Below are 19,899 nucleotides of genomic sequence, written 5' to 3' on the forward strand. Positions count from 1 at the left end.
GCCCCACAAGCGACCACACCTCGCGCCCGGTCAGCGGACCGCGCGGGCGATGCCCGCCGGCGCGGTCGGGCAGTCCGGCCCTCGGCGCGGGCGTGTTCGGGTGTCCAGGCGGTGCGGTCATCCGGCGGCGGCCCGGCGCACCGCCGCGACGGAGGCGGCCACGTCGGCGTCGTCGGTGGACCAGTTGCTGACCGACACCCGCAGCACGTCGCGGCCCTGCCAGCGGGAGCCGGACATCCAGGCGGTGCCGTCGGCGAGCAGCCGGGCGGTGACCTCGCGGGTCCGGGCGTCGTCGCCGAACGTGGCGCAGACCTGCGTGAACACGACGTCGTTGCGGATCGTCGCGCCCTCGATCGCGCCGATGCCGTCGGCGAGCGCGCGGGCGTGCCGGGTGAGCCGTTCCACCAGGTCGGCGACGCCGGAGCGGCCGAGCGAGCGCAGCGCCGCCCACACCGGCACGCTGCGCGCACGGCGGGACAGCTCGGGGACCTTGTCCTGCGGGTCGGCGGGGCCGGCTTCGGCGCGTACCAGATAGCTGGCCTGGGTGCCCATCGCGGCCCGCAGCGCGGCAGAGTGCGCGACCACGACGATGCCGCAGTCGTAGGGCACGTTGAGGGTCTTGTGCGCGTCGGTGGCCCAGGAGTCGGCGAGTTCGTGCCCGGTGAGCAGGTGCCGGGTGGCCGGGGCGGCGGCGGCCCAGAGGCCGAACGCGCCGTCCACGTGCACCCACGCGCCGTGCTGCCGGGCGAGCGCGCAGGCCGCGCCGATGTCGTCGTACGCCCCGGAGTGGATGTTGCCTGCCTGCAGGCACAGGATCGTCGGCCCGGCGCCGCGGGCCAGTTCCTCGGCGAGCGCGTCGAGGCGGATACGGCCCTGGTCGTCGGCGGGGACCGGGGTCGGCGCGCCGAGGCCGAGGTAGCGCAGTGCCTGGTCGAGGGTGGCGTGGCGTTCCGCCCCGGCGAGCACGCGTATCCGGGGCGCACCGGTCAGGCCGAGCGTGTCGAGGTCCCAGCCGAACTGGGCCAGCACGTGCTGGCGGCCGGCGGCCAGGCCGGTGAAGTTGGCCATCGTCGCGCCGGTGACGAAGCCGACGTCGGCGTGTCCGGGCAGGCCCAGCAGGTCGAGCACCCAGGCCGCGGCGGCCTCCTCGATCGCGGCGACGGCCGGGGTGGCGTAGCGCAAGGTCGCGTTCTGGTCCCAGGCGCTGACCAGCCAGTCCGCAGCGAGGGCGGCGGGCAGCGTGCCGCCGATGACCCAGCCGAAGAAGCGGCCCGACGGCATCGCCATCAGGCCGGGCTCGGCCCGGCGCGCGAGCTCGTCGACGACCTCGGCGGCGTCGGTGGGGCCGTCCGGCAGCGGGCCGCCGAACACGGCCGCCAGCCCGTCGGCATCGGCGCGGGGCCGCACCGGGCGGTCGGGCAGCGAGGCCAGCCAGGCGAGGGTATGGGCGACGGCGTGATCCAGCGCGGGCGCGTAGTCCTCGGGGCGTGCGGTCATATCTGCACTCTGCTACATCGGACCGCCCGGCGGGTGGGACGGCGCTTGACGGGCGCGCACGTGGGAGCGCTTCCAGGTATCCTGCCACGCATGACGATCATTCGTCCGTACCGACCGATCGACCACGCCGCGGTGCACGACATCTGCCTGCGCACCGCCCACCGCGGCGGAGACGCCCGGCCCCACTTCCGCGACCCCGGCATCCTCCCGGAGATCTTCGCCCTGCCCTACACGCGCCTGGAGCCGCAGCTCGCCTTCGTGCTCGCCGACGCCGACGACCGTGCGGTCGGATACGTGCTCGCCACCGGCGACACCGCCGCTTTCGCGGCCCGCTTCCGCGACGAGTGGCTGCCCAGGGTCAGCGGCCGCTACCCCGCGCCGGACGGCACCGACCCCCGCGACGGCGACGAGGCCCTGCGCCGCCTGCTGCACTCCCCCGAGCACATGCTCGTGCCCGCGCTCGCGCCCTACCCGGCGCACCTGCACATGGGCATGCTGCCCGAACACCGGCGGCAGGGCCACGGCCGGGCCCTGCTGGGCCGCCTCGTCATCGCCCTGCAGGAAGCCGGCGTGCCCGCCTTGCACCTCGGCGTCGCCACCGCGAACACCGCCGCGCTCGCCTTCTACCGCCGGACCGGCCTGCACGACATCGACGTGCCCGACGCGGGGCCGGTGACCTACCTCGGCCGCCGGATCTGATCGACGTCCATCGACCGTTACGCCACAGTAGACGGTCCGATGGTGGCTTGAGCGGGGCCGCCGGCGCCCCGACGCTGTGCGGATGGGTCGACACATCGCTTTCGTCAACGCGCCCACGGTCGGCGAGGTCTATCCGACCCTGCCGATCGTGGCGGAGCTGGTCCGGCGCGGCCACCGGGTTAGTTACGCGACCGTGACGGCCCGCGCCGAGGCGGTGGCGGCGACGGGGGCGCTGGTGGTGCCGTACACCTCCGGCCTGCCCGCCGAGAGCGACCGCGACCTGCGACGGCCCGAGCGCGCCGACTACATCACGACCGTGCGCGAGGGTTTCCTCGGCGAGGCCCGCGCCACCCTGCCGCAGCTCGCGCCGTACTTCCGGGACGACCGTCCCGACCTGATGGTGTTCGGCATGCAGAGCCTCGCCGGGCGGCTCATCGCCGTCCGGGACGGCCTGCCCGCGGTGCAGTTCCAGAGCTTCCAGGCCGCCAACGAGCACTGGTCCATCGCCCGTCACCTGGGGCTGACCGTCACGCCGCGGCCCGGCCTGCCCGAACACCAGGTGCAGCTCGACACGTACGTTGCCGAGCAGGGCATCGACCCGGACGCGGTGCGGGCCTTCCAGCCCCTGGCACAGCTGCTGCTCTATCCCCGGTTCATGCAGTTCCGGGCGGAGACGTTCGGCGAGCGCCACCATTTCACCGGGCCGTGCACCGGTCCGCGGCCGTTCCAGGCGCGGTGGACGCCGCCCGATCCCAGGCGGCCGGTCGTGCTGGTCTCGCTCGGCACCGTCTACAACCGCCTGCCCGGCTTCTACCGCACCTGCGTGGCGGCGTTCGGGGACAGCCCGTGGCAGGTCGTGCTGGCGGTGGGCGAGCGCACCGATCCCGCCGAACTCGGGCCGGTGCCCGGCAACGTGACCGTGGCGGCGAGCGTTCCGCAGCTCGACGTGCTGGCGCACGCGGCCGTGTTCGTCACGCACGCGGGCATGGGCGGCATCCTGGAGGCGATCCGCGCCGGGGTGCCCATGCTGACCGTGCCGCAGACCCCCGAGCAGGAGGTCAACGCTTTGCGCGTGGCTGAACTCGGGGTCGGCCGCCCGCTGGACCCGGCCGCGCCGACCGCGGCCGAGCTGCGCAGCGCCGTCGAAACCCTGACCACCGACCAGGGTGTACGCGACGCGCTCACGCGCCTCCAAGCCGACCTGGGCACCTACGGTGGTGCCCCGCTGGCCGCCGACGTCATCGAGTCCGCCCTCCCCTGACCCGGCCCGCCCGCCTCGGCGGCTGGGCTCGGCTCGGCGCGGCTCGGCGGCTCGGCGGCTCGGCGCGGCTCGGCGTGGCCCGCTCCGGGGGTGGAGGTTGGGAAGGGCACCTTCTTCTACGTATGGCGATGGGAAGGTGCCCTTCCTTCAGGCGGTGGTGGGGGCGACGCGGCGGGCGCGGAGGGCTTTTTTGTCGACCTTGCCGACGTCGGTGAGGGGGAGGTCGCGGAGGAACTCGACGGCGTAGGGGGCCCAGAGTTCGTTGAGTTCGGTGACGGCCCATTCGCGCAGCTCGGCGGCGGTGATCTCGGCGTCGGGGGCGGGCACGACGAAGGCGTAGACCGCCTCGCCCATGCTCTGATGCGGCACGCCGATCACCGCGGCGGCGCGCACCTGCGGGTGACGCAGCAGGGCGTCCTCGACCGTGCGGGAGTACACGTTGGTCGAGGTCGCGCCGGTGACGATCATGTCCTTGAGCCGGTCGACCAGGAACAGGTAACCGTCGGCGTCGACCCGGCCCAGGTCGCCGGTGCGCAGCCAGCCGTCCACGATGGTGCGGCTGGTGAGTTCGGCCTGGCCCCAGTAGCCGGAGGTCATCAGCGCGGCGGACACCCACACCTCGCCGATCTCCCCGGGCCCGACGACCGTGCCGTGGCCGTCCCGGATCTCGACCCGCACCCCGGGATACGGCCGCCCGCACGAGCCGAGCCGCTCCGGGTGCACCGGGTCCGGTTCGAGGTTCGGATACGCGGCGATGAAGGTGGCCTCGCTCATGCCGTACACCGGGCGCAGCACCGGACCGAAGCGCGCCACGGCTTCGGCCAGGCGGGTCGGGGCGGCGGCGCTGCCCGCGCAGGACAGCGTGACCAGGCTGCTCGTGTCCGTCTTGGCCAGCCGCGGGTGGTCGAGCACCTGGTAGAGCATCGGCGGCGGCAGCACCGCGCTGGTGATGCGCTCCTGCTCCACGGTGGCCAGGAAGTCCTCGGCGGTGAAGCGGTCGTGCAGCACCAGCACCCCGCCGGTGAACAGGGTGATCATGGCGGCGACCTGCTGGCTGGAGTGCCAGAACCCGGCCACCGCCAGGTGCCGCAGCGGGCGGCCGTCGGTGACCTGGTAGCTGGCCGCGACCGCCTGCACCGCCTTGAAGAAGGCGTGCCGGTGGTGCACCAGCTTCGGCCGCCCGGTGGTGCCGCCGGTCTGGAACAGCGACTGCGGCTCGCGCACCGAGTGCGGCAGCCCGAGCTGTGCCGCGCCGGAGCGCCGCGGCGCGGCCAGGTCGATGCCCGCGCCCGCGCCGAAACAGAACACCGTCAGGTCCCCGGCCCCCTGCGCGAGCTGCTCGCCCAGCGTGGCGTGGGTGCGCGCGTCGTAGGCGAACGCGTCGACGTCGGCCAGGGACAGGTAGTCGGCGCACAACTGCGGGGGCGCGTTCGGGGCCAGCCACACCGACCGGCAGCCCAGCAGGTGCAGGGCGAACTGCACCTGGATCGACTCGGGCGGGTTGCCGGCCAGGATGCCGACCGCCGAGGAGGAGCGCACGCCGTTGTCGTACAGCGTCGCGGCCATGTCCCTGATCCCGGCGGCCAGGTCGGCGTACGTCAGCCGCCGCGCGCCGTGCACGATCGCCTCCGCCGAGCCGTATCCCTCGAAGACGGCGAGCGCCTGGGCCGCATAGTTTTCCTGGTCGCGCTGGTCCATCGCCGGGCACTCCCGTGGCTCGACCGATCACTGGGCGCGCTGGCGACGTCGACATGGCGCTCTTCCGAACCGGCACCATAACGCCCGTTACGAGATCGCAACCATTCGTCGACAATCGAGATGCATATGTCTCCTCAGTGGACGCCACACGGCGGCAACTGTGCTATGGAGCGCTTTCCCGGTCAGGCCTGCTCAAGTCCGAGCTGGTCGGCCAGTTCCCGAGCCCGCTGCCGGGTACGCAGCCACGGCGCGTCCAGCGCCTCCCGGACCGTCGCCGCGGCCTCCGCCGGTTCGCCGGTCAGCTCCCACAGCGCGCCCGCGGCCGCGAACCGGTCCTTGAGGTCGGCGTCGCCGTCGCGGATCTCGCGCAGCCGGGCCGCGACGTCAGGGTCGGCGTCGCCGAACACCTCGGCAGCGGCGACCGCCGCCAGCACGTCCCGGCGCGGGGCGACCGCGATCGCGGCCCGCAGCGGGGCGTCGTCGCCCCCGGCCAGCCACAGCAGGCGCAGGTAGATCACCTCGCCGTTGGCCATCGCACCGATCGCCTCGATCACCTCGGGGTTGCCGCGGCCCGCCTCGGCCAGGAACTCGGCCACCCACAGCCGCGCCGGCCAGGTCATCTGGGCCAGGTGCCGGGCGAGCACGCCGACCACCGGGTCCGGTGCGTCGCCGAGCACCCGCAGCAGCCCCACCAGTTCGCGCTGCTCCTTGGCCGTGGTCTTGGGTGAGCGATTCACATCGATCGTGGTCGCCAGGTCCACCACGCGGCCGAGTATCGCCTCCCGCAGCGACTCGTCCGGCGCGGGCAGGCCGGCCAGCGCGCCGGGCAGCCGGGGCGGCGTCCAGCCCTCGCGCAGCGCGGCCTCGGCGTGCTCGCGCCAGCGCGGGTCGCCGACGCGGATCAGCGCGTCCAGCGCCGAGCGGCGCATCCGGGCCCCGCGGGCCACCGCGTCGGCGAGCCAGTCGGCCTGGCGGCGGGTGAGCGTGTCGTCGGCGACCACCGCGCGGTACGCGCACCGGCGCACCCGCTCCTCGGGGTCGTCCAGGAACGAGCAGAGCAGGGCCTGCGACTCCACCGGCAGCTCCTGCCGCGCGGCCCGGTCGGCCAGTGTCTGCGCGACGTCCCGGCGGGCCTGCGCCTGCCCGTCTCGCGCGATCGCGGCGAGCAGCTCGGCATCCCGGCGGGCGTCGCCGCCGGCGGCGTACTCGACCAGGTCGGCCAGCTTGCCGCGGCGGGTGGTCCAGCGCAGCGCGTCCGGGTCGGCGGACCAGCCCGCGGCCAGCGCCGCGCCCGCCTGCGCCGTGGGTGCGAGCCCGGCCTCCCGCATCGCCAGCACGGCCGCGACCCGGACCGTGGACGAGCGGGACGGGTCGAGGAACTCCGGCAGCCAGCCCGCGGCGGCGGCCGGATCGAGCTGGGCGGCGGCCACCAGCGGGGTGACCCGGCGGTAGTCGTCGGCGTACTCCCGCGCCCTGGTCAGCAGCACCGCGGACAGCCGCGGATCGGGGCCGCACCAGCCGAGCAGGGCGGTGGACTCCTCCACGACACTGTGGTCGTCGAGATCGGACAGGTTACGCAGCGTCACGGTGAAGGCGCGCAGTGCCTGGCGCACCGGCTCGCCGTCCGGATGCGCGGCCAGCTCGCCGACCAGCATCAGCAGCTGATCGGGCAGCCGCGTCTTGGGGTCCGCGGCGAACGCCAGGATCGGCGCGACCAGCTGCGCGGCCAGCGGATGCAGGCCGTCGGCGGGCAGCAGCACCTGCTCCAGCGCGTCCATGCTGTCGTAGTCGTGCGCCGCGGATCCGATGAGCCGCAACAGGTCCACTGGTTCCACACCCTGGGTCACCGGCTGATAGTAGGCCTGCGGGACGACGCTACGCATGCAAGCCCGTCTACGATCTCCCGATGCGCAGGCTGGTGCGGTCGTTGACGGTGTTGCTCGTGCTGGTGTTCACCAGCCTCGCGGTGATCGAGGTGTCGCGGCTGCACACGTCGAGCCCGCTGGCGCGCACCGACGCGGAGATCGTCGCGGATGCGCTGCCGCGGCTGGCCTTCCAGCGCGCGGCGCTCGACGGCGGCAGCGCCGTGCGGATGCAGCAGCTGTTCCCCGAGGGCTGGTTCTTCAGCTACACGCTCTACGGCCTGACCTGGCTCGACGTCGGCGCACGCAGTGCGCAGCTGAAGGACCGGGCGCTGGCCGAGGCGCGCTGGGCGCTGTCGCACGTGGACTCCGACGAGGGCCGCGCGGTCTTCGACCCCTCCCTCGAACCGGCGTACGGCGTGTTCTATCGGGGCTGGGCGACCTGGCTGCGGGGCGGCGTCGTCGCGCTCGCCGGGCCGGGCGCGCCCGAGCGGGAACGGCTGGCCGCCGATGCCGAAGCGCTGGCCGGGGCGTTCCGGCGGCAGCTCGGCGCGACCGGGTCGCCGTTCCTCACCGCGTACCCGGGGCAGGCCTGGCCCTGTGACAGCGCCGTCGGCATCGCCGCGGTGCGGCTGGCGGGCACGCTGACCGGCACCGACCGCGCGGGCCTGGTCCGCGACTGGCTGGCCGCCGCGGACACCCGCCGCGACCCCGCTACCGGGCTGCTGCCGCACACCGTGGACCCGTCGACCGGGCAGCCGACCAGCGGCGCCCGCGCCACCTCGCAGGTGATGGTGCTGCGCTTCCTGCGCGAGGTGGACCCGGCGATCGGCGCACGCGACTGGGCGGTCTTCCGGGAGCGCTTCGCCTCGACCGTGCCGGGCGCGCCCGGCGTGCGGGAGCATCCGCAGGGCGTGGACCTGGCCGGCGACGTCGACTCCGGGCCGCTGATCCGGGGGCTGAGCACGTCGGCGAGCGCGGTCGCGCTCGGCGGTGCCGTCGTCTACGGCGACCGCGCGGCGGCGGCCGCGCTCACCGGCCTGGCCGAGGCCGCCGGGCTCGCCGTGCAGTGGGACGGCGAGCGGCGCTACCTGGGCGGCGCGCTGCCCGTCGGCGACGCGTTCCTGGCCTGGTCGCTGGCCGCGCGGCCGTGGACCGGCGGCGACGTCACCGCCGCCACCGGCCCGTCGTGGACCTGGCGGCTGCCCTGGTACGCCGGGCTGACCGCGCTGCTGGCCCCGGCGTGGCTGCTGGCGCTGGTCGCCGCCGGGATCGCCCCGTTCGGCCGGGCGCGGCAGCCACGCCACGGCGTGGGGCCGGGTCACGGCAGCACACCCTCAGGCCCGGACGACGCCGCGCCCCGGCCGGCCGGCGAATCGGCTGATCGCAAAGCCGGCGCCGGAGCACCGAGACCTCCGGTCAGAGAACCCGATCCAGGGCGCTGACGCCGGGAACGGCCAGCGCGCCGAGGCGCTGCCCGGTCTCGGCGTCGAACCAGGCCACGGTGTCGGGCAGGGCGGCGTACACCCGCTTGCCGTCGGGGCTCGCAGCCAGGCCGCGCACCGGTGCCCCGGCGTCCCAGCTGCGCCAGACCGGCGCGGCGTCGCGGGGCAGCACATGCACCGAGCTGCCGACCGCCACGAGCACCTGGCGGAACGTCGCCGCGGCGTACGCCGTGCCGGTCCCCTTCGGGCCGTCGACGGTCTCCCGGATGGCCAGCTCCCGCGTGTCGACGACCGCGAACCGCCCGCTGGTCACGTCGACGACGTAGAACTCGGAGCCCTCCGGGTTGATCGCCAGGGCGTGGCCGGCTCCCGGGCCCTCCCCGAACGGCGCGGGCAGGTCGACGCAGTACGCCCACTGCTCGGCCAGGTGCAGCGTGTGCACGAAGGCGTGCACGTTGCCGGGGCGGCCCGCGATCAGGTCACGGGTGTGCCGGTGGTCCGGCTGGTGCGTGTAGAGGGTGTACAGGACCTGCCGGTTCGGCGCGTACACCGCCATCCGGCCCTCGCCGCTCATCTCCTCCTCGGCCCCCGGCGGCACCGCGGTCTTCACCCGAGTCAGTAGCGCCGAACTCCGGCCGGTGGCCACCTCGACCTGGCGCACCCGGTACCGGTCCGGCGCGGTCGCGGGCAGCCAGTCCAGCACGAACAGGCCCTCGCCGCCGGCCGTGAACGCGTCGGGCACGATGTTGCCGGCCAGTTCCAGGCGCGCCACCTCGCGGGCCGTGTCCGCGACCACCAGCGGGGTGCGCGCCCGGCCCGACGGCACGTGGGTGACCTCGCCGGCGCCGGGCGCGGCCAGCGCCACCAGCCGCCCGTCCGCCGAGGCGACCCGCGGCACCCACGCCCCGGCCAACCGCGGCCCCGCGGTGCGCCGCCCGGTCCGGGTCTCGATCGCGGTCAGCTCGGTGTGCACGCCCGCGGGGGCGGCGGCGTACACGGTGCTGCCGTCCGGGGTGGCCAGACCGGCTCCCAGCTGCTCCATTCCGGACGGTCGCAGCACGGTCAGTCCGCTATCGCCCCGCACCAGCACCAGGTCCGGCGCGGCCGTGGGCACGGCCGGCGTATCGGCACGGCATCCGGTCAGGGCGGCCGCCGCACCCACACCGAGCAGGGTCAGCACGTCACGTCTCGTCGTCATGCCCGGTCGAGTCGCCGCGACCCGCGCCGGTTCCCGCACGGCGGCGATCGATATGGACTGGCCCGGCCGCCGCACCGGTGGCCCGGGGTGACCGTCGGCTCCGGATTTGCTGACCGAGCGGCCGGTGCGCGACCGGCACGCGCCCACTACGTTTCTCGCTCGTAACCGTGACAGGCGGCAGACGAGAGACGGCGGGCTTCGGCGGTGGAGGACGATTTCGGGTACGAGGGCCGCCGGCGGCTCCGTATTCCCATGCTGGAGCGGCTGCGCGGCCTGCCGCTGGTGGCCACCACGGTGTTCACCGCCGCGCTGATCCTGCTCATCCTCACCACCATCCACCGGCCGGCGACCTGGAACGACGCGCTGCCGTGGGACCCCGAGCCGAGCGCCGAGCCCATCGCCGCGCCGGTCTACCCGGACGCCCCGGTGGCGAACAGCCCGGTGCCGCGTACGCCCGCCGCCCGGCCCTCGACGAGCACGTCGGCGGCGGCCTCGCCGGCCCCGTCGGCCGAGGGCACGTCGCCGTCGGCGGCCGCCTCGCCGTCACCGGTGGCCCCGCCGCCCGCACCGCCGCGCACCGCGCGTTTCGAGGCCGAGTCGGCGAGCCGGTCCCAGGCCCGCACCGCCAACGACCACAACGGCTTCAGCGGCTCGGGCTTCGTCGACTACGACAACGTCTCCGGCGGATATCTGCAGTGGAGCGTGCCGGGCGCAGCCGGGACGGCCACGCTGCGGCTGCGGTTCGCCAACGCCAGCTGCTGCAACCGTGCGATGGACATCAGCGTCAACGGCAGCACCGTCCTGCGTGACGTGCGTTTCGACCCGATGCGCAGCTGGGACGACTGGAACACGGTCACCGTGACGGTCACCCTGACCGCCGGCACGAACACCGTCCGGGCCACCGCCACCAGCCGTGAGGGCGGCCCGAACATCGACTACCTCGAGGTCGTCCAGTAGCTCACGGAATGAGCAGCAGCTTGCCCGTGGTGCGCCGTGACGTCAGGTCGTCGTGCGCGCGTGCCGCCTCGGCCAGCGGATACCGGCCGCCGACCGTCACCCGCAGGGCGCCCGAGGCGACCCAGCCCAGCACGTCGGTGGCCCGTTCCAGCAACTCCTGGCGGGAGACCACGAAGTCGTTGAGCGTCGGCCGGGTCAGCACCGCCGAACCGGCCTGCATCAGCCGCAGCGGGTCCACCGGCGGCACCGGGCCGCTGGCCGCGCCGTACAGCGCCAGCACGCCGCGGCGGCGCAGCGAGGCCAGGCTGGCGTCGAAGGTGGACGCGCCGACCCCGTCGTACACCGCGGCCACGCCTTCGCCGCCGGTCAGCGCCCGCACCTGCCCGGCCAGGTCGTCGACCTGGTCGTAGCGGATCACCTCGGCCGCTCCCGCGCCCCGGGCGAGCTGCTCCTTCTCGTCCGTGGAGACCGTGCCGACCACCCGGCCACCCAGGTGCGTGACCAGCTGCGTCAGCAGCAGCCCCATGCCGCCCGCCGCGGCGTGCACCAGCACCGTGTCACCGGCCCGCACCGGGTGCACGTCGTGGGTCAGGAAGTGCGCGGTCATGCCCTGCAGCAGCACCGCCGCGGCGGTCTCGTCGGACACCCCGTCGGGCAGCGGCACCAGCCGGTCCACGGGCACCGCCGCGGCCTGCGCGTACGCCCCGGGCGCCAGGACCCAGCCGACCCGGTCGCCGACCGACACCCCGGTCACGTCCGGCCCCACCGCGGCCACCCGGCCCGCCGCCTCCACGCCGGGTATGAACGGCAGCGGGGTCGGGTAACGGCCCTGGCGGTGGTACACGTCGATAAAGTTGACCCCGGTCGCGGCGATCTCCACGACCGCCTGGCCCGGTCCCGCCACGGGCGGCTCCACCTCGACGGGGGTGAGCACCTCGGGGCCGCCGTACTGCGTGATCTGAACTGCCTGCATGGTCCGAGCCTGCCTCATCGGGGCCCGATGCGGGGTCCGGGGCACGCCTGCGGAGGGACAATGAGAGCAGCATCGCAGGAACGGGAGGCGCGCCATGACCACCGCGACGATGACCAAGACCTGGATGGTGGAACTGCGGTACGAGGAGGACGCGGACCTGACCAGGGCGACCGCGTCCATGCGGCTGCCGTCGGGGCGGCTGCTGACCGCCGAGGGCCAGGCCCGGCGCAATCCGGTCGACCGCCCTCGGGCCTCGATCGGCGAGGAGATGGCCGGAGCGCGAGCGCTCTCAGGGTTGGCACACCGCCTCCTGGAGGCCGCCGCCGACGAGGTCGAATCGAACGTCCACGGAGGCGACCCCGCGATCTAGCGGCCTGCAGTTTCCGGGAAAGTGGCGGAATCCGGCCCGCGATTCGTGCAGTTTCTCCGAAACTGCACGGCCGAGGCGTGTTCAGGACGTGGTGGCGAGGGTGAGGGGGAGCACCCCCGGCGCGCCTGCCTGGAGGAGTTGGCGGGCTACGACGGCCATGGTCCAGCCGGAGTCGAGTTGGTCGTCGACCAGCAGGACGGGGCCGGAGAGGGCGCGGAGTCGGTCGGCCATGGCCTCGGGGACGGTGAAGGCGTCGTGCAGGGCTTTGACGCGCTGGGCGCTGTTGGCGCGGGGCTGGTCGGCGGGCGGGCCGCCCGCGACCGTGCCGAGGAGATCCAGTCGGCCGACGCGGGCCACGTGTTCGGCCACGCCGGTGATCAGGCGCGGGCGGGTCCGGGAGTTGATCGCCACCACGGCGACGGGGCGGGCGGGCCAAGGGTCGGCGCCGTGCGACCAGTCCTTGAGGACCTCGACGAGCACCGCGAGCAGGTCGGCAGGCGCAGCCGTGTCGGGAGCGCCCTCCGCGAGCAGTTCTCGCAGGCGGGTGCCCCAGCCGAGGTCGGACAGGCGGCCCACGGCGCGGCCGGGCAGCGTCTGCTCGGCCGGGGGGATCTTCCCGGAGAGCGGCACACCCGCGGCGGCGAGCCCGGTAGGCCACATCTTGCGGGGTTCGATCTGGACGCCGGGGCGGCCGAGGAAGACGTGCGCGGCCTGCAGGGCCTCGGCGGAGACGTCCTTGCCGTAGGCGGGACCGGCGCAGTTGTCGCAGCGGCCGCAGCGGCGCGCCTCGGGATCGTCGAGGGTGTGCCGGAGGAACTCCATGCGGCACCGGGTGGTGCCGGTGTAGTCGCGCATGGCGTCCTGCTCGGCCTGGCGGGCCTTGGCGATGCGCTCGTAGCGCTCGGTGTCGTACACCCAGGGCAGGCCGGTGGCCTCCCAGCCGCCGCGCACGCGCTTGACCGCGCCGTCGACGTCGAGGACCTTGAGCATCATCTCCAGCCGGTTGCGCCGCAGGTCGACCTGCACCTCCAGGGCCTGCGTCGACACGGGGCGCCCGGCGGTGTCGAGCACGTCGAGCACCCGGCGCACCTGGTCCTCCGGCGGGAACGCCAGCGAGGCGAAGTACCGCCAGATCGCGGCGTCCTCCGGGCCGGGCAGCAGCATCACGTCCGCCCCGGCCACGGCCCGGCCCGCGCGGCCGACCTGCTGGTAGTAGGCGATCGGCGAGGCAGGCGCGCCGAGGTGCACGACGAACCCGAGGTCGGGCTTGTCGAAGCCCATGCCCAGGGCGGAGGTGGCCACCAGCGCCTTGAGCTTGTTGTCGAGCAGGTCCTGCTCGGCGGAGCGCCGGTCGGCGTCCTCGGCCTGGCCGGTGTACGCGGCCACGGCGTACCCCCGGCCGGCCAGGAACTGGGCGGTCTCGTGCGCGGCGGCGACGGTCAGCGTGTAGACGATGCCGGAGCCGGGGATCTGGTCGAGGTGGTCGGCGAGCCAGGCCAGCCGGTGCGCCGGGCTGGGCAGCTCCAGCGCGGCCAGCCGCAGCGACTCCCGGTCCAGCGGGCCGCGCAGCACCAGCGGCTCGTGGTCGGCGGCCTGTCCCCCGCCGAGCTGCTCGGCCACGTCGGTGGTGACCCGCTCGTTGGCCGTCGCGGTGGTGGCCAGCACCGGCGTGCCCACGGGCAGCTCGGCGAGCATGGTGCGCAGCCGCCGGTAGTCGGGGCGGAAGTCGTGGCCCCAGTCGGAGACGCAGTGCGCCTCGTCGACGACGAGCAGCCCGGTGGTGGCGGCCAGCCGGGGCAGCACGGTGTCGCGGAAGTCGGGGTTGTTGAGCCGCTCCGGGCTGATCAGCAGCACGTCGACCGCGCCGTCGGCGATCTCCGTGGTGATCTGGTCCCAGTCCTCCAGGTTCGCCGAGTTGATCGTGCGGGCGTGGATGCCCGCACGGGCCGCCGCGTCGACCTGGTTGCGCATGAGCGCCAGCAGCGGGGACACGATCACCGTCGGGCCGTGGCCGCGCTCGCGCAGCAGGGCGGTGGCGACGAAGTACACGGCTGACTTGCCCCAGCCGGTGCGCTGCACGCACAGCACCCGCCGGGCGTCGGCGACCAGCGCCTCGATCGCCCGCCACTGGTCCGGCCGCAGCTCGGCGTGCTCGCCCGCGAGCCGCCGGAGCACCGTTTCGGCACGTTCGCGCAGTTGTGTCCTGTCGTCCGCCATCCCGCAGTTCTACCAGCCGGGGGTGTCATCCGCCGGGTCGGCGGCGACGGGGGTGTCAGCCGTCGCGCCCGCGGGTAATCAGGGCGAATGACGAATATCGGGTACACGCTCATGACCGAGCAGCGCGGGCCCCGCGAACTGGTCGACGACGCGGTACGCGCCGAGGCGGCCGGGTTCGGCTTCGCGGTCTGCTCCGACCACTACTACCCGTGGCTGGCCGAGCAGGGGCACGCCCCGTTCGCCTGGTCGGTGCTGGGCGCGGCCGCCCACGCCACCGAGCGCCTCCCGCTGGTCTCGTTCGTCACCTGCCCCACCATGCGCTACCACCCGACGGTCGTGGCGCAGATGGCGGCGACGGTGGGCGTCATGTCACAGGGGCGGTTCACCCTCGGCCTGGGCGCCGGGGAGAACCTCAACGAGCACGTGGTGGGGGCGTACCCGCAGGCGGTGCAGCGGCACGCGATGCTGTCCGAGGCCATGGAGATCATCCAGCCGCTGCTGGCCGGTGAGGTCGTGCACCACCTTGGCGAGTACTTCGAGGTGCCCGAGGCACGCCTGTGGGACCTGCCGGACGAGCGGGTGCCGATCGCCGTGGCGGTGTCCGGGCCGTCCTCGATCCGGCTGGCCGCCCGCCACGACGCGGCGCTGATCGCGGTCGAGCCGAAACGCTCGCTGATCGAGCAGTACGCCGACGCCGGTGGCAGCGGCCCCCGCTACGGGCAGGTGGCGATCTGCTGGGGACCGGACGCCGACGAGTGCGCCCGGATCGCCCACGACCAGTTGCGCTGGTTCGACCTGGGCTGGGCGGTCAATGCGGAGCTGCCGCACCCGCGCTCGTTCGCCGCGGCGACCACCGCGATGACACCCGAGATGGTCGCCGCGAAGATCTCCTGTGGCCCCGACCTGGACAAGCACGTGGCCGCCGTGAAGCAGTTCGCCGACGCCGGATTCACCGACGTCGCCGTGATCCAGATCGGCGGCGACAGCCAGCGCGACTTCCTCGACTTCGCCGAGAAGCAGCTCCTCCCGGCGCTGGCCGCCGCCTGACCTGCGGACCAGGCCCCGGCCCCTCACCAGCCGCGGCCCGCCTTCCTGAGCAGCCCGCGCGCACCCGCCGCGTTAAGAAGGTGCCCTTCCGCTACGCGGAGCGTTGTGAAGGTGCCCTTCCTTTCGCGCCGGGGGCTTGGCGGGAGAGGCGGAGGATGCGGAGGACCATGGCCGGTTTGCGGAGGATGCCGGGTGGGATGAGCAGGTGCTGGACGGCGGTGAAGATGCGCCGGATCTCGGGGTCGGCCTGTGCGGCGAGCTGAATGCGGCGGGAGTAGCGGTTGCGCAGGGCGATGCCGCGTGGCCGTTCGCCCTGGGTCTGCGGGTAGGCGAAGTCGCCGCCGGCGGCGAAGCCCCAGGGGGTGGCGAGGATGTGCGCCGTCTCCTGATAGAAGTCGGCGGCCAGGGCGGCGGTGGGTGCGCCGTGCGCGTCGAGCTGCCTGCCCAGGGCCTGGGACTCCAGGGCGGCGCAGGTCATGCCCTGGCCGTAGATGGGGTTGAAGCTGCAGACGGCGTCGCCGAGGGCCAGGTAGCCGGCGGGGTGGGCGGGCAGGTCCTCGAAGTGGCGGCGGCGGTTGGACGGGAAGGTGAACGAGACCGCCTCGGTCACCGGCGCGCACCGCTCGATGAGGTCCGCGATGCCGGGGTGGGGCAGGCTGCGGGCGTGCGCGCCGAAGGCGTGCGGGTCGCCGGCGGCCGGGAAGTCGCCGTGCCAGCCGCCCAGCGAGATCAGCCAGCGGTCGTCCTCGATGGGCAGGGCCAGCCCGACCCGGGTCTCGTGCGGCGGGGCGGGCAGCACGAACACCGCGGTGGCGTCGGGCAGGTCGGCCGGCCCGCGCCGGAACAGCCGGGTGGTGTACCCGACGCCGACCTTGACCTCGGTGACCGCCGGTGCGGCGAAGCCCAGCTCGGCGAGCCAGCGGTCGGAGCGGCTGCCCCGGCCCGAGCAGTCGACCACCAGCGCGCACGGCAGCGTCTCGCCGTCGTCGAGCACCACGCCGCTGACGACGCCGTCCGCGCCCGCCAGCCCGGCGGCCGCGACCCCGGCCCGGAACTCGACGTTCGGCAGCGCCGCCACCCGGCCGCGTACGGCGTGCTCCAGCAGCGGGCGGCTGAACGAGAGCAGGTCGATACCGGTCGGCGACTTCGGCCAGACGCTGCCGTACCGGTAGAAGATCATCTGGGTGCCCGGCTCGAACGGGGTCGCCCCTGCCGCGACCAGCTCGTCGACCAGCCCGTCGAACAACTCGCCGAGTGCCCGCTGACCGGCCGCCAGCAGCACCGCCCCGTGGTTGCCCTGCGGCACGCCGCGCCGCGGCGACGCGTCCGGCGGCAGGTGGTCCCGGTCCAGCACGACCACGCGGGCGTACCGGTCGGCCAGCACCCGGGCGGCGCACAGTCCGGCGATACCGGCTCCGATCACGACGGCGGTGGACGCGGGCACGGGCGGGACGATCTCGGTCATCCGTCCATCTTCGACGCGGCCACCCAAGATCGCCGACCCGGGCCCGGTCCACGCCGCCGATGTGACTAATTCCCGCCAGCCCTAACGATCAACGGGGATCGATACTAGGGTGCTGGTGTGTCCAATTCCGCGGTGGTGTTGCTGGGCGGGCTGCCGTTCACGCTGCTCGCGGTGCTGTTCCTGGGACTGCTGGCCCAGGCGCAGTCCCGGCGCGACGGCGTGCGCCGCGGACGGCTCAGCGCGACCGACCGCGCGCAGCTCACCGCCGAGGCCCGCGAGCTGGAGGAGGTCGCCGCCGACGTGCTGGAGGCGGCCCGCGCCGCCGTGCTGCTGGCCGAGCGCACCGCGACCGAACTGACGGCGGCCGAGGCCGACCGGGACGCCGCCTGGCAGGCCCACCTGGCGGCGGCACAGCTGCTGGAGGACGCGGCCGAGACGCTGCCGCCCGAACCGGCCGAGGTCACCGCCTCCACGGAGACCCTGCGCGAGGTCGCCCTGGCCGCACGGGCGGCCTACAAACGCGGCGACCTGACCATGGAACAGCTGCGCGCCATCTGGTCGAAGGTCGACGGCTGGGACCAGTCCCGCCAGGACCGCTCGCACGAGCTGTCCCGCCTGCGCGCCGAGGACGCCGAAGCGGCCCGCCTCTACCACGTGGCCGCCTCCCGGGCCCGCAACGCCCGCCGCGCCGCCGAGGTCGCCCGCGTCTCCTCCCACGCCCTCACCCAGGAAGCCGCCGACGCCGCCTACGAGGCCCAGGCCGTCCAGACCGTCCTCCGCGACGGCCGCCGCTGACCACCGCACAACAGCGACAAACCAGGGCGGGACGGTTGAACCACCCGAACCCCGGGTACCCCTCCCCCATGCGCGACTACGACGAAGTGGTGGAGATCGTCTACGCCTGGCAGCAGCCCGAGCCGACCGGCGGCGTGCCCGCCCGCGACCTCCCCGACGAAGACCTGCTCCGCGAACTCGCCGCGATCCACCGCACCCGCCACGACACCCTGCGCCACGGCTCCGACCAGTCCCTCTCCCACCACACCGCCCGCATGATCGAACTAGAAGCCGACTACCTCCGCCGCCACCCCACGCGCGAAATCTCCCCCACCCGCCTCCGCCCCGCCGCCTGATCACGACGATCTTGCGCGAACGGTGCCGACGACACGCCCAAATCACCCATAAAGGCAACAGTTCCCGCAAGATCCTCGTGATCATGGGCGGCGCGGATGTGGGGCGGGTTACGGGGAGGCGGGGCGGTGGGGTGGGGCGTGAGATTCTTGGGGGCGTGACTGCGACCTTGCTGCTGGGGCGATACCCCGTCGACCCGCCCGTGGTGCTCGCGCCGATGGCGGGCATCACCAATGTCGCCTTCCGGCAGCTCTGCCGGGAGCAGGGGGCCGGGATCTACGTCTGCGAGATGATCACGACGGTCGCTCTGGCGGTGCGCAACCCCAAGACCGACAAGATGATCGAGTTCGGGCCGGACGAGAACCCCCGCAGCATGCAGCTGTACGGCGTCGACCCGGACATCACCGCCAAGGCGGTGCGGCGGGTGGTCGACGAGAACCTGGCCGATCACATCGACCTCAACTTCGGGTGCAGCGTCAAGAAGATCACGAGCAAGGGCGGCGGGTCGGCGATCCCGTGGAAGCGCCGCCTGTTCGGCTCGATCATCAAGGCGGCCGTCGACGCGGCCGCGCCGGCGGGCATCCCGGTCACCATCAAGATGCGCAAGGGCATCGACGACGACCATCTGACGTACGTCGAGGCCGGTCTCATCGCGCAGGAGGCCGGGGCGAAATGGGTGGCGCTGCACGCGCGCACCGCCGCCCAGCGCTACTCCGGCGAGGCCGACTGGGAGTCCATCGCCATCCTCAAGCAGGCCCTGGATGTGCCGGTGCTCGGCAACGGCGACATCTGGGAGGCCGACGACGCGCTGCGCATGGTGGCCGAGACCGGCTGCGACGGCGTCGTGGTCGGCCGGGGCTGCCTGGGCCGGCCGTGGCTGTTCGCCGACCTGGCCGCCGCGTTCGCCGGCCGCCCCGAGCGGGTCATGCCCGACCTGGGCGAGGTCGCGCAGGTCATGCGCCGGCACGCCGAACTGCTCGTGCACTGGTGGGGCGCCGAGCGCGAAGCCGTCACCGACTTCCGCAAGCACGTCGCCTGGTATCTCAAGGGCTTCCCCGTCGGCTCGGAGCTGCGCCGCTCGATGGCCATGGCGTCGTCGCTGATGGAACTCGACGACCTGCTCGGCAAGCTGGACCATGCCGCACCGTTCCCGGTGGCGAACCTGGGCCAGCCGCGCGGCCGCACCAACTCCCCCGCCAGGGTCGTGCTCCCCTACGGCTGGCTCGACGATCGCGACTCCGAAACCGTCCCCGAAGACGCCGAACACGACGACTCCGGCGGCTGACCCCGGCCCGCGCGAACCATCCGCGCCGCCTCGGCGCGAAGATCGCTGTCTGCGGTCAGAACCTGCGGTCCCACCGCAGCTCATGACCGCAGACAGCGATCTTCGCCGCCACCCCCGACAACCGGGGTCCCGATCAGGGTCGCAGCAGCGGGTCGACGATCACCGCGACCGCCCCGGGCAGGTTGCACTGGATGCGCAGCCGCACGTGGAAGGCGTCGGTGAGATCGGCCTTGACCGTCGTCTTCGCGCCGATCTCCGCCTGCACGATGGCGGGCTTGCCTTCGTTGCCTCCGTTGGGCAGCAGATCCTTCGGGGCCGGGAACACGCTCAGCTGGACGAGCTGGTTGGTCGGCACCGACGTCTGGTGCGCCGTCAGGGTCGCGGTGAACGTGGTCAGGTTGCGGGGGATCACGTAGGCGACCTCCGCCATGGTGTTGCCGGTCGTGTTCGGCGGGCACTTCACCGCGAGCGCGTGGGCGTACTCAGGCAGCCCGGCCAGGTCCTTCGGCAACGGGACCAGCAGGCTCGACCCGGTCACCGCGGGGAGGGTGTCCAGATAGGTGCCGCCCTGGACGGGCGCGGGCGCTCGGGTCGTGGGCGCAGGCGCTGCGGACACGGCGATCGGGCTCGTCCCGGCAGCGGGCTGCGGCGACTGCGGGGCCGCGCCGGCGGGAAAGAGGAGAGTCCAGGTCTGCGTCAACGTGCCGATGATGGTCACGGCGCCGACGGCGAACGCGCCGATGGTCGCCCACCGGATCTTGCGCGGTCCAGGGGGCTCGATAGGGGTGGACACGCTG

The 19,899-nt window shown here is 74.2% G+C and carries 17 protein-coding genes; 9 read left to right on the forward strand and 8 right to left on the reverse strand.

What is annotated here, in order from left to right; all coding sequences use genetic code 11:
• Positions 1-117 precede the first annotated feature (117 nt).
• Complete coding sequence (locus ACFQO7_RS07165; protein WP_376805681.1) at positions 118-1,497, reverse strand: pyridoxal phosphate-dependent decarboxylase family protein; 1,380 nt, start codon at positions 1,495-1,497, stop codon at positions 118-120.
• A gap of 90 nt (positions 1,498-1,587) precedes the next feature.
• On the opposite strand from ACFQO7_RS07165, the gene ACFQO7_RS07170 reads away from it, so the two are divergent.
• Both ACFQO7_RS07170 and ACFQO7_RS07175 read left to right on the forward strand, forming a co-directional pair.
• Positions 1,588-2,196: a GNAT family N-acetyltransferase gene (locus tag ACFQO7_RS07170; RefSeq protein ID WP_376805682.1), complete on the forward strand. Its 609-nt coding sequence runs from the start codon at positions 1,588-1,590 to the stop codon at positions 2,194-2,196.
• An 82-nt stretch (positions 2,197-2,278) separates the two neighbouring features.
• On the forward strand, positions 2,279-3,457 hold the full coding sequence (locus tag ACFQO7_RS07175) for a macrolide family glycosyltransferase (protein ID WP_376805683.1): 1,179 nt from the start codon (positions 2,279-2,281) through the stop codon (positions 3,455-3,457).
• 147 nt (positions 3,458-3,604) lie between these two features.
• Here ACFQO7_RS07175 and ACFQO7_RS07180 read toward each other — a convergent pair whose 3' ends face one another.
• Positions 3,605-5,155, reverse strand: a complete 1,551-nt coding sequence (locus ACFQO7_RS07180; RefSeq protein ID WP_376805684.1) for an AMP-binding protein — start codon at positions 5,153-5,155, stop codon at positions 3,605-3,607.
• 182 nt (positions 5,156-5,337) lie between these two features.
• Positions 5,338-7,002: a hypothetical protein gene (locus ACFQO7_RS07185; RefSeq protein WP_376805685.1), complete on the reverse strand. Its 1,665-nt coding sequence runs from the start codon at positions 7,000-7,002 to the stop codon at positions 5,338-5,340.
• Positions 7,003-7,061: 59 nt separating this feature from the next.
• Between ACFQO7_RS07185 and ACFQO7_RS07190 the strand changes: the two genes are divergently transcribed.
• Positions 7,062-8,462, forward strand: coding sequence for a hypothetical protein (locus ACFQO7_RS07190; RefSeq protein WP_376805686.1), 1,401 nt, complete (start codon positions 7,062-7,064; stop codon positions 8,460-8,462).
• Here the strand turns inward: ACFQO7_RS07190 and ACFQO7_RS07195 are convergent.
• Positions 8,437-9,660: a YncE family protein gene (locus ACFQO7_RS07195; RefSeq protein ID WP_376805687.1), complete on the reverse strand. Its 1,224-nt coding sequence runs from the start codon at positions 9,658-9,660 to the stop codon at positions 8,437-8,439. The genes ACFQO7_RS07190 and ACFQO7_RS07195 overlap by 26 nt on opposite strands.
• A 204-nt stretch (positions 9,661-9,864) precedes the next feature.
• Between ACFQO7_RS07195 and ACFQO7_RS07200 the strand changes: the two genes are divergently transcribed.
• Positions 9,865-10,617, forward strand: coding sequence for a carbohydrate-binding protein (locus ACFQO7_RS07200; RefSeq protein WP_376805688.1), 753 nt, complete (start codon positions 9,865-9,867; stop codon positions 10,615-10,617).
• Between the two features lies 1 nt (position 10,618).
• Here the strand turns inward: ACFQO7_RS07200 and ACFQO7_RS07205 are convergent, their stop codons facing one another.
• On the reverse strand, positions 10,619-11,590 hold the full coding sequence (locus ACFQO7_RS07205) for a quinone oxidoreductase family protein (RefSeq protein ID WP_376805689.1): 972 nt from the start codon (positions 11,588-11,590) through the stop codon (positions 10,619-10,621).
• A 94-nt stretch (positions 11,591-11,684) separates the two neighbouring features.
• On the opposite strand from ACFQO7_RS07205, the gene ACFQO7_RS07210 reads away from it, so the two are divergent.
• Entirely contained in the window at positions 11,685-11,960 is a 276-nt protein-coding gene (locus ACFQO7_RS07210; protein ID WP_376805690.1) for a DUF1876 domain-containing protein, read from the forward strand.
• An 81-nt stretch (positions 11,961-12,041) separates the two neighbouring features.
• Here ACFQO7_RS07210 and ACFQO7_RS07215 read toward each other — a convergent pair whose 3' ends face one another.
• Positions 12,042-14,177: a RecQ family ATP-dependent DNA helicase gene (locus tag ACFQO7_RS07215; RefSeq protein ID WP_376805691.1), complete on the reverse strand. Its 2,136-nt coding sequence runs from the start codon at positions 14,175-14,177 to the stop codon at positions 12,042-12,044.
• A gap of 87 nt (positions 14,178-14,264) precedes the next feature.
• On the opposite strand from ACFQO7_RS07215, the gene ACFQO7_RS07220 reads away from it, so the two are divergent.
• Complete coding sequence (locus tag ACFQO7_RS07220; protein WP_376805692.1) at positions 14,265-15,224, forward strand: TIGR03557 family F420-dependent LLM class oxidoreductase; 960 nt, start codon at positions 14,265-14,267, stop codon at positions 15,222-15,224.
• Between the two features lie 91 nt (positions 15,225-15,315).
• On the opposite strand, the gene ACFQO7_RS07225 is transcribed toward ACFQO7_RS07220, so the two are convergent.
• A complete protein-coding gene (locus ACFQO7_RS07225; protein ID WP_376805693.1) occupies positions 15,316-16,689 on the reverse strand; it encodes an FAD-dependent oxidoreductase in 1,374 nt (457 codons plus the stop codon).
• Between the two features lie 117 nt (positions 16,690-16,806).
• Between ACFQO7_RS07225 and ACFQO7_RS07230 the strand changes: the two genes are divergently transcribed.
• The 3 genes from ACFQO7_RS07230 (at position 16,807) to dusB (ending at position 19,102) form a co-directional block, all read left to right on the forward strand.
• Positions 16,807-17,484 (forward strand): hypothetical protein, encoded by a 678-nt coding sequence (locus tag ACFQO7_RS07230; protein WP_376805694.1) that lies wholly within the window; start codon positions 16,807-16,809, stop codon positions 17,482-17,484.
• Between the two features lie 68 nt (positions 17,485-17,552).
• Entirely contained in the window at positions 17,553-17,819 is a 267-nt protein-coding gene (locus ACFQO7_RS07235; RefSeq protein ID WP_376805695.1) for a DUF6158 family protein, read from the forward strand.
• Between the two features lie 155 nt (positions 17,820-17,974).
• Positions 17,975-19,102: a tRNA dihydrouridine synthase DusB gene (dusB, locus tag ACFQO7_RS07240; RefSeq protein WP_376805696.1), complete on the forward strand. Its 1,128-nt coding sequence runs from the start codon at positions 17,975-17,977 to the stop codon at positions 19,100-19,102.
• A 133-nt stretch (positions 19,103-19,235) separates the two neighbouring features.
• Here the strand turns inward: dusB and ACFQO7_RS07245 are convergent, their stop codons facing one another.
• Positions 19,236-19,895 (reverse strand): hypothetical protein, encoded by a 660-nt coding sequence (locus ACFQO7_RS07245; RefSeq protein ID WP_376805697.1) that lies wholly within the window; start codon positions 19,893-19,895, stop codon positions 19,236-19,238.
• Between the last annotated feature and the right edge of the window lie 4 nt (positions 19,896-19,899).

It is taken from the genome of Catellatospora aurea (assembly GCF_042663325.1).
Lineage (GTDB): Bacteria > Actinomycetota > Actinomycetes > Mycobacteriales > Micromonosporaceae > Catellatospora > Catellatospora aurea.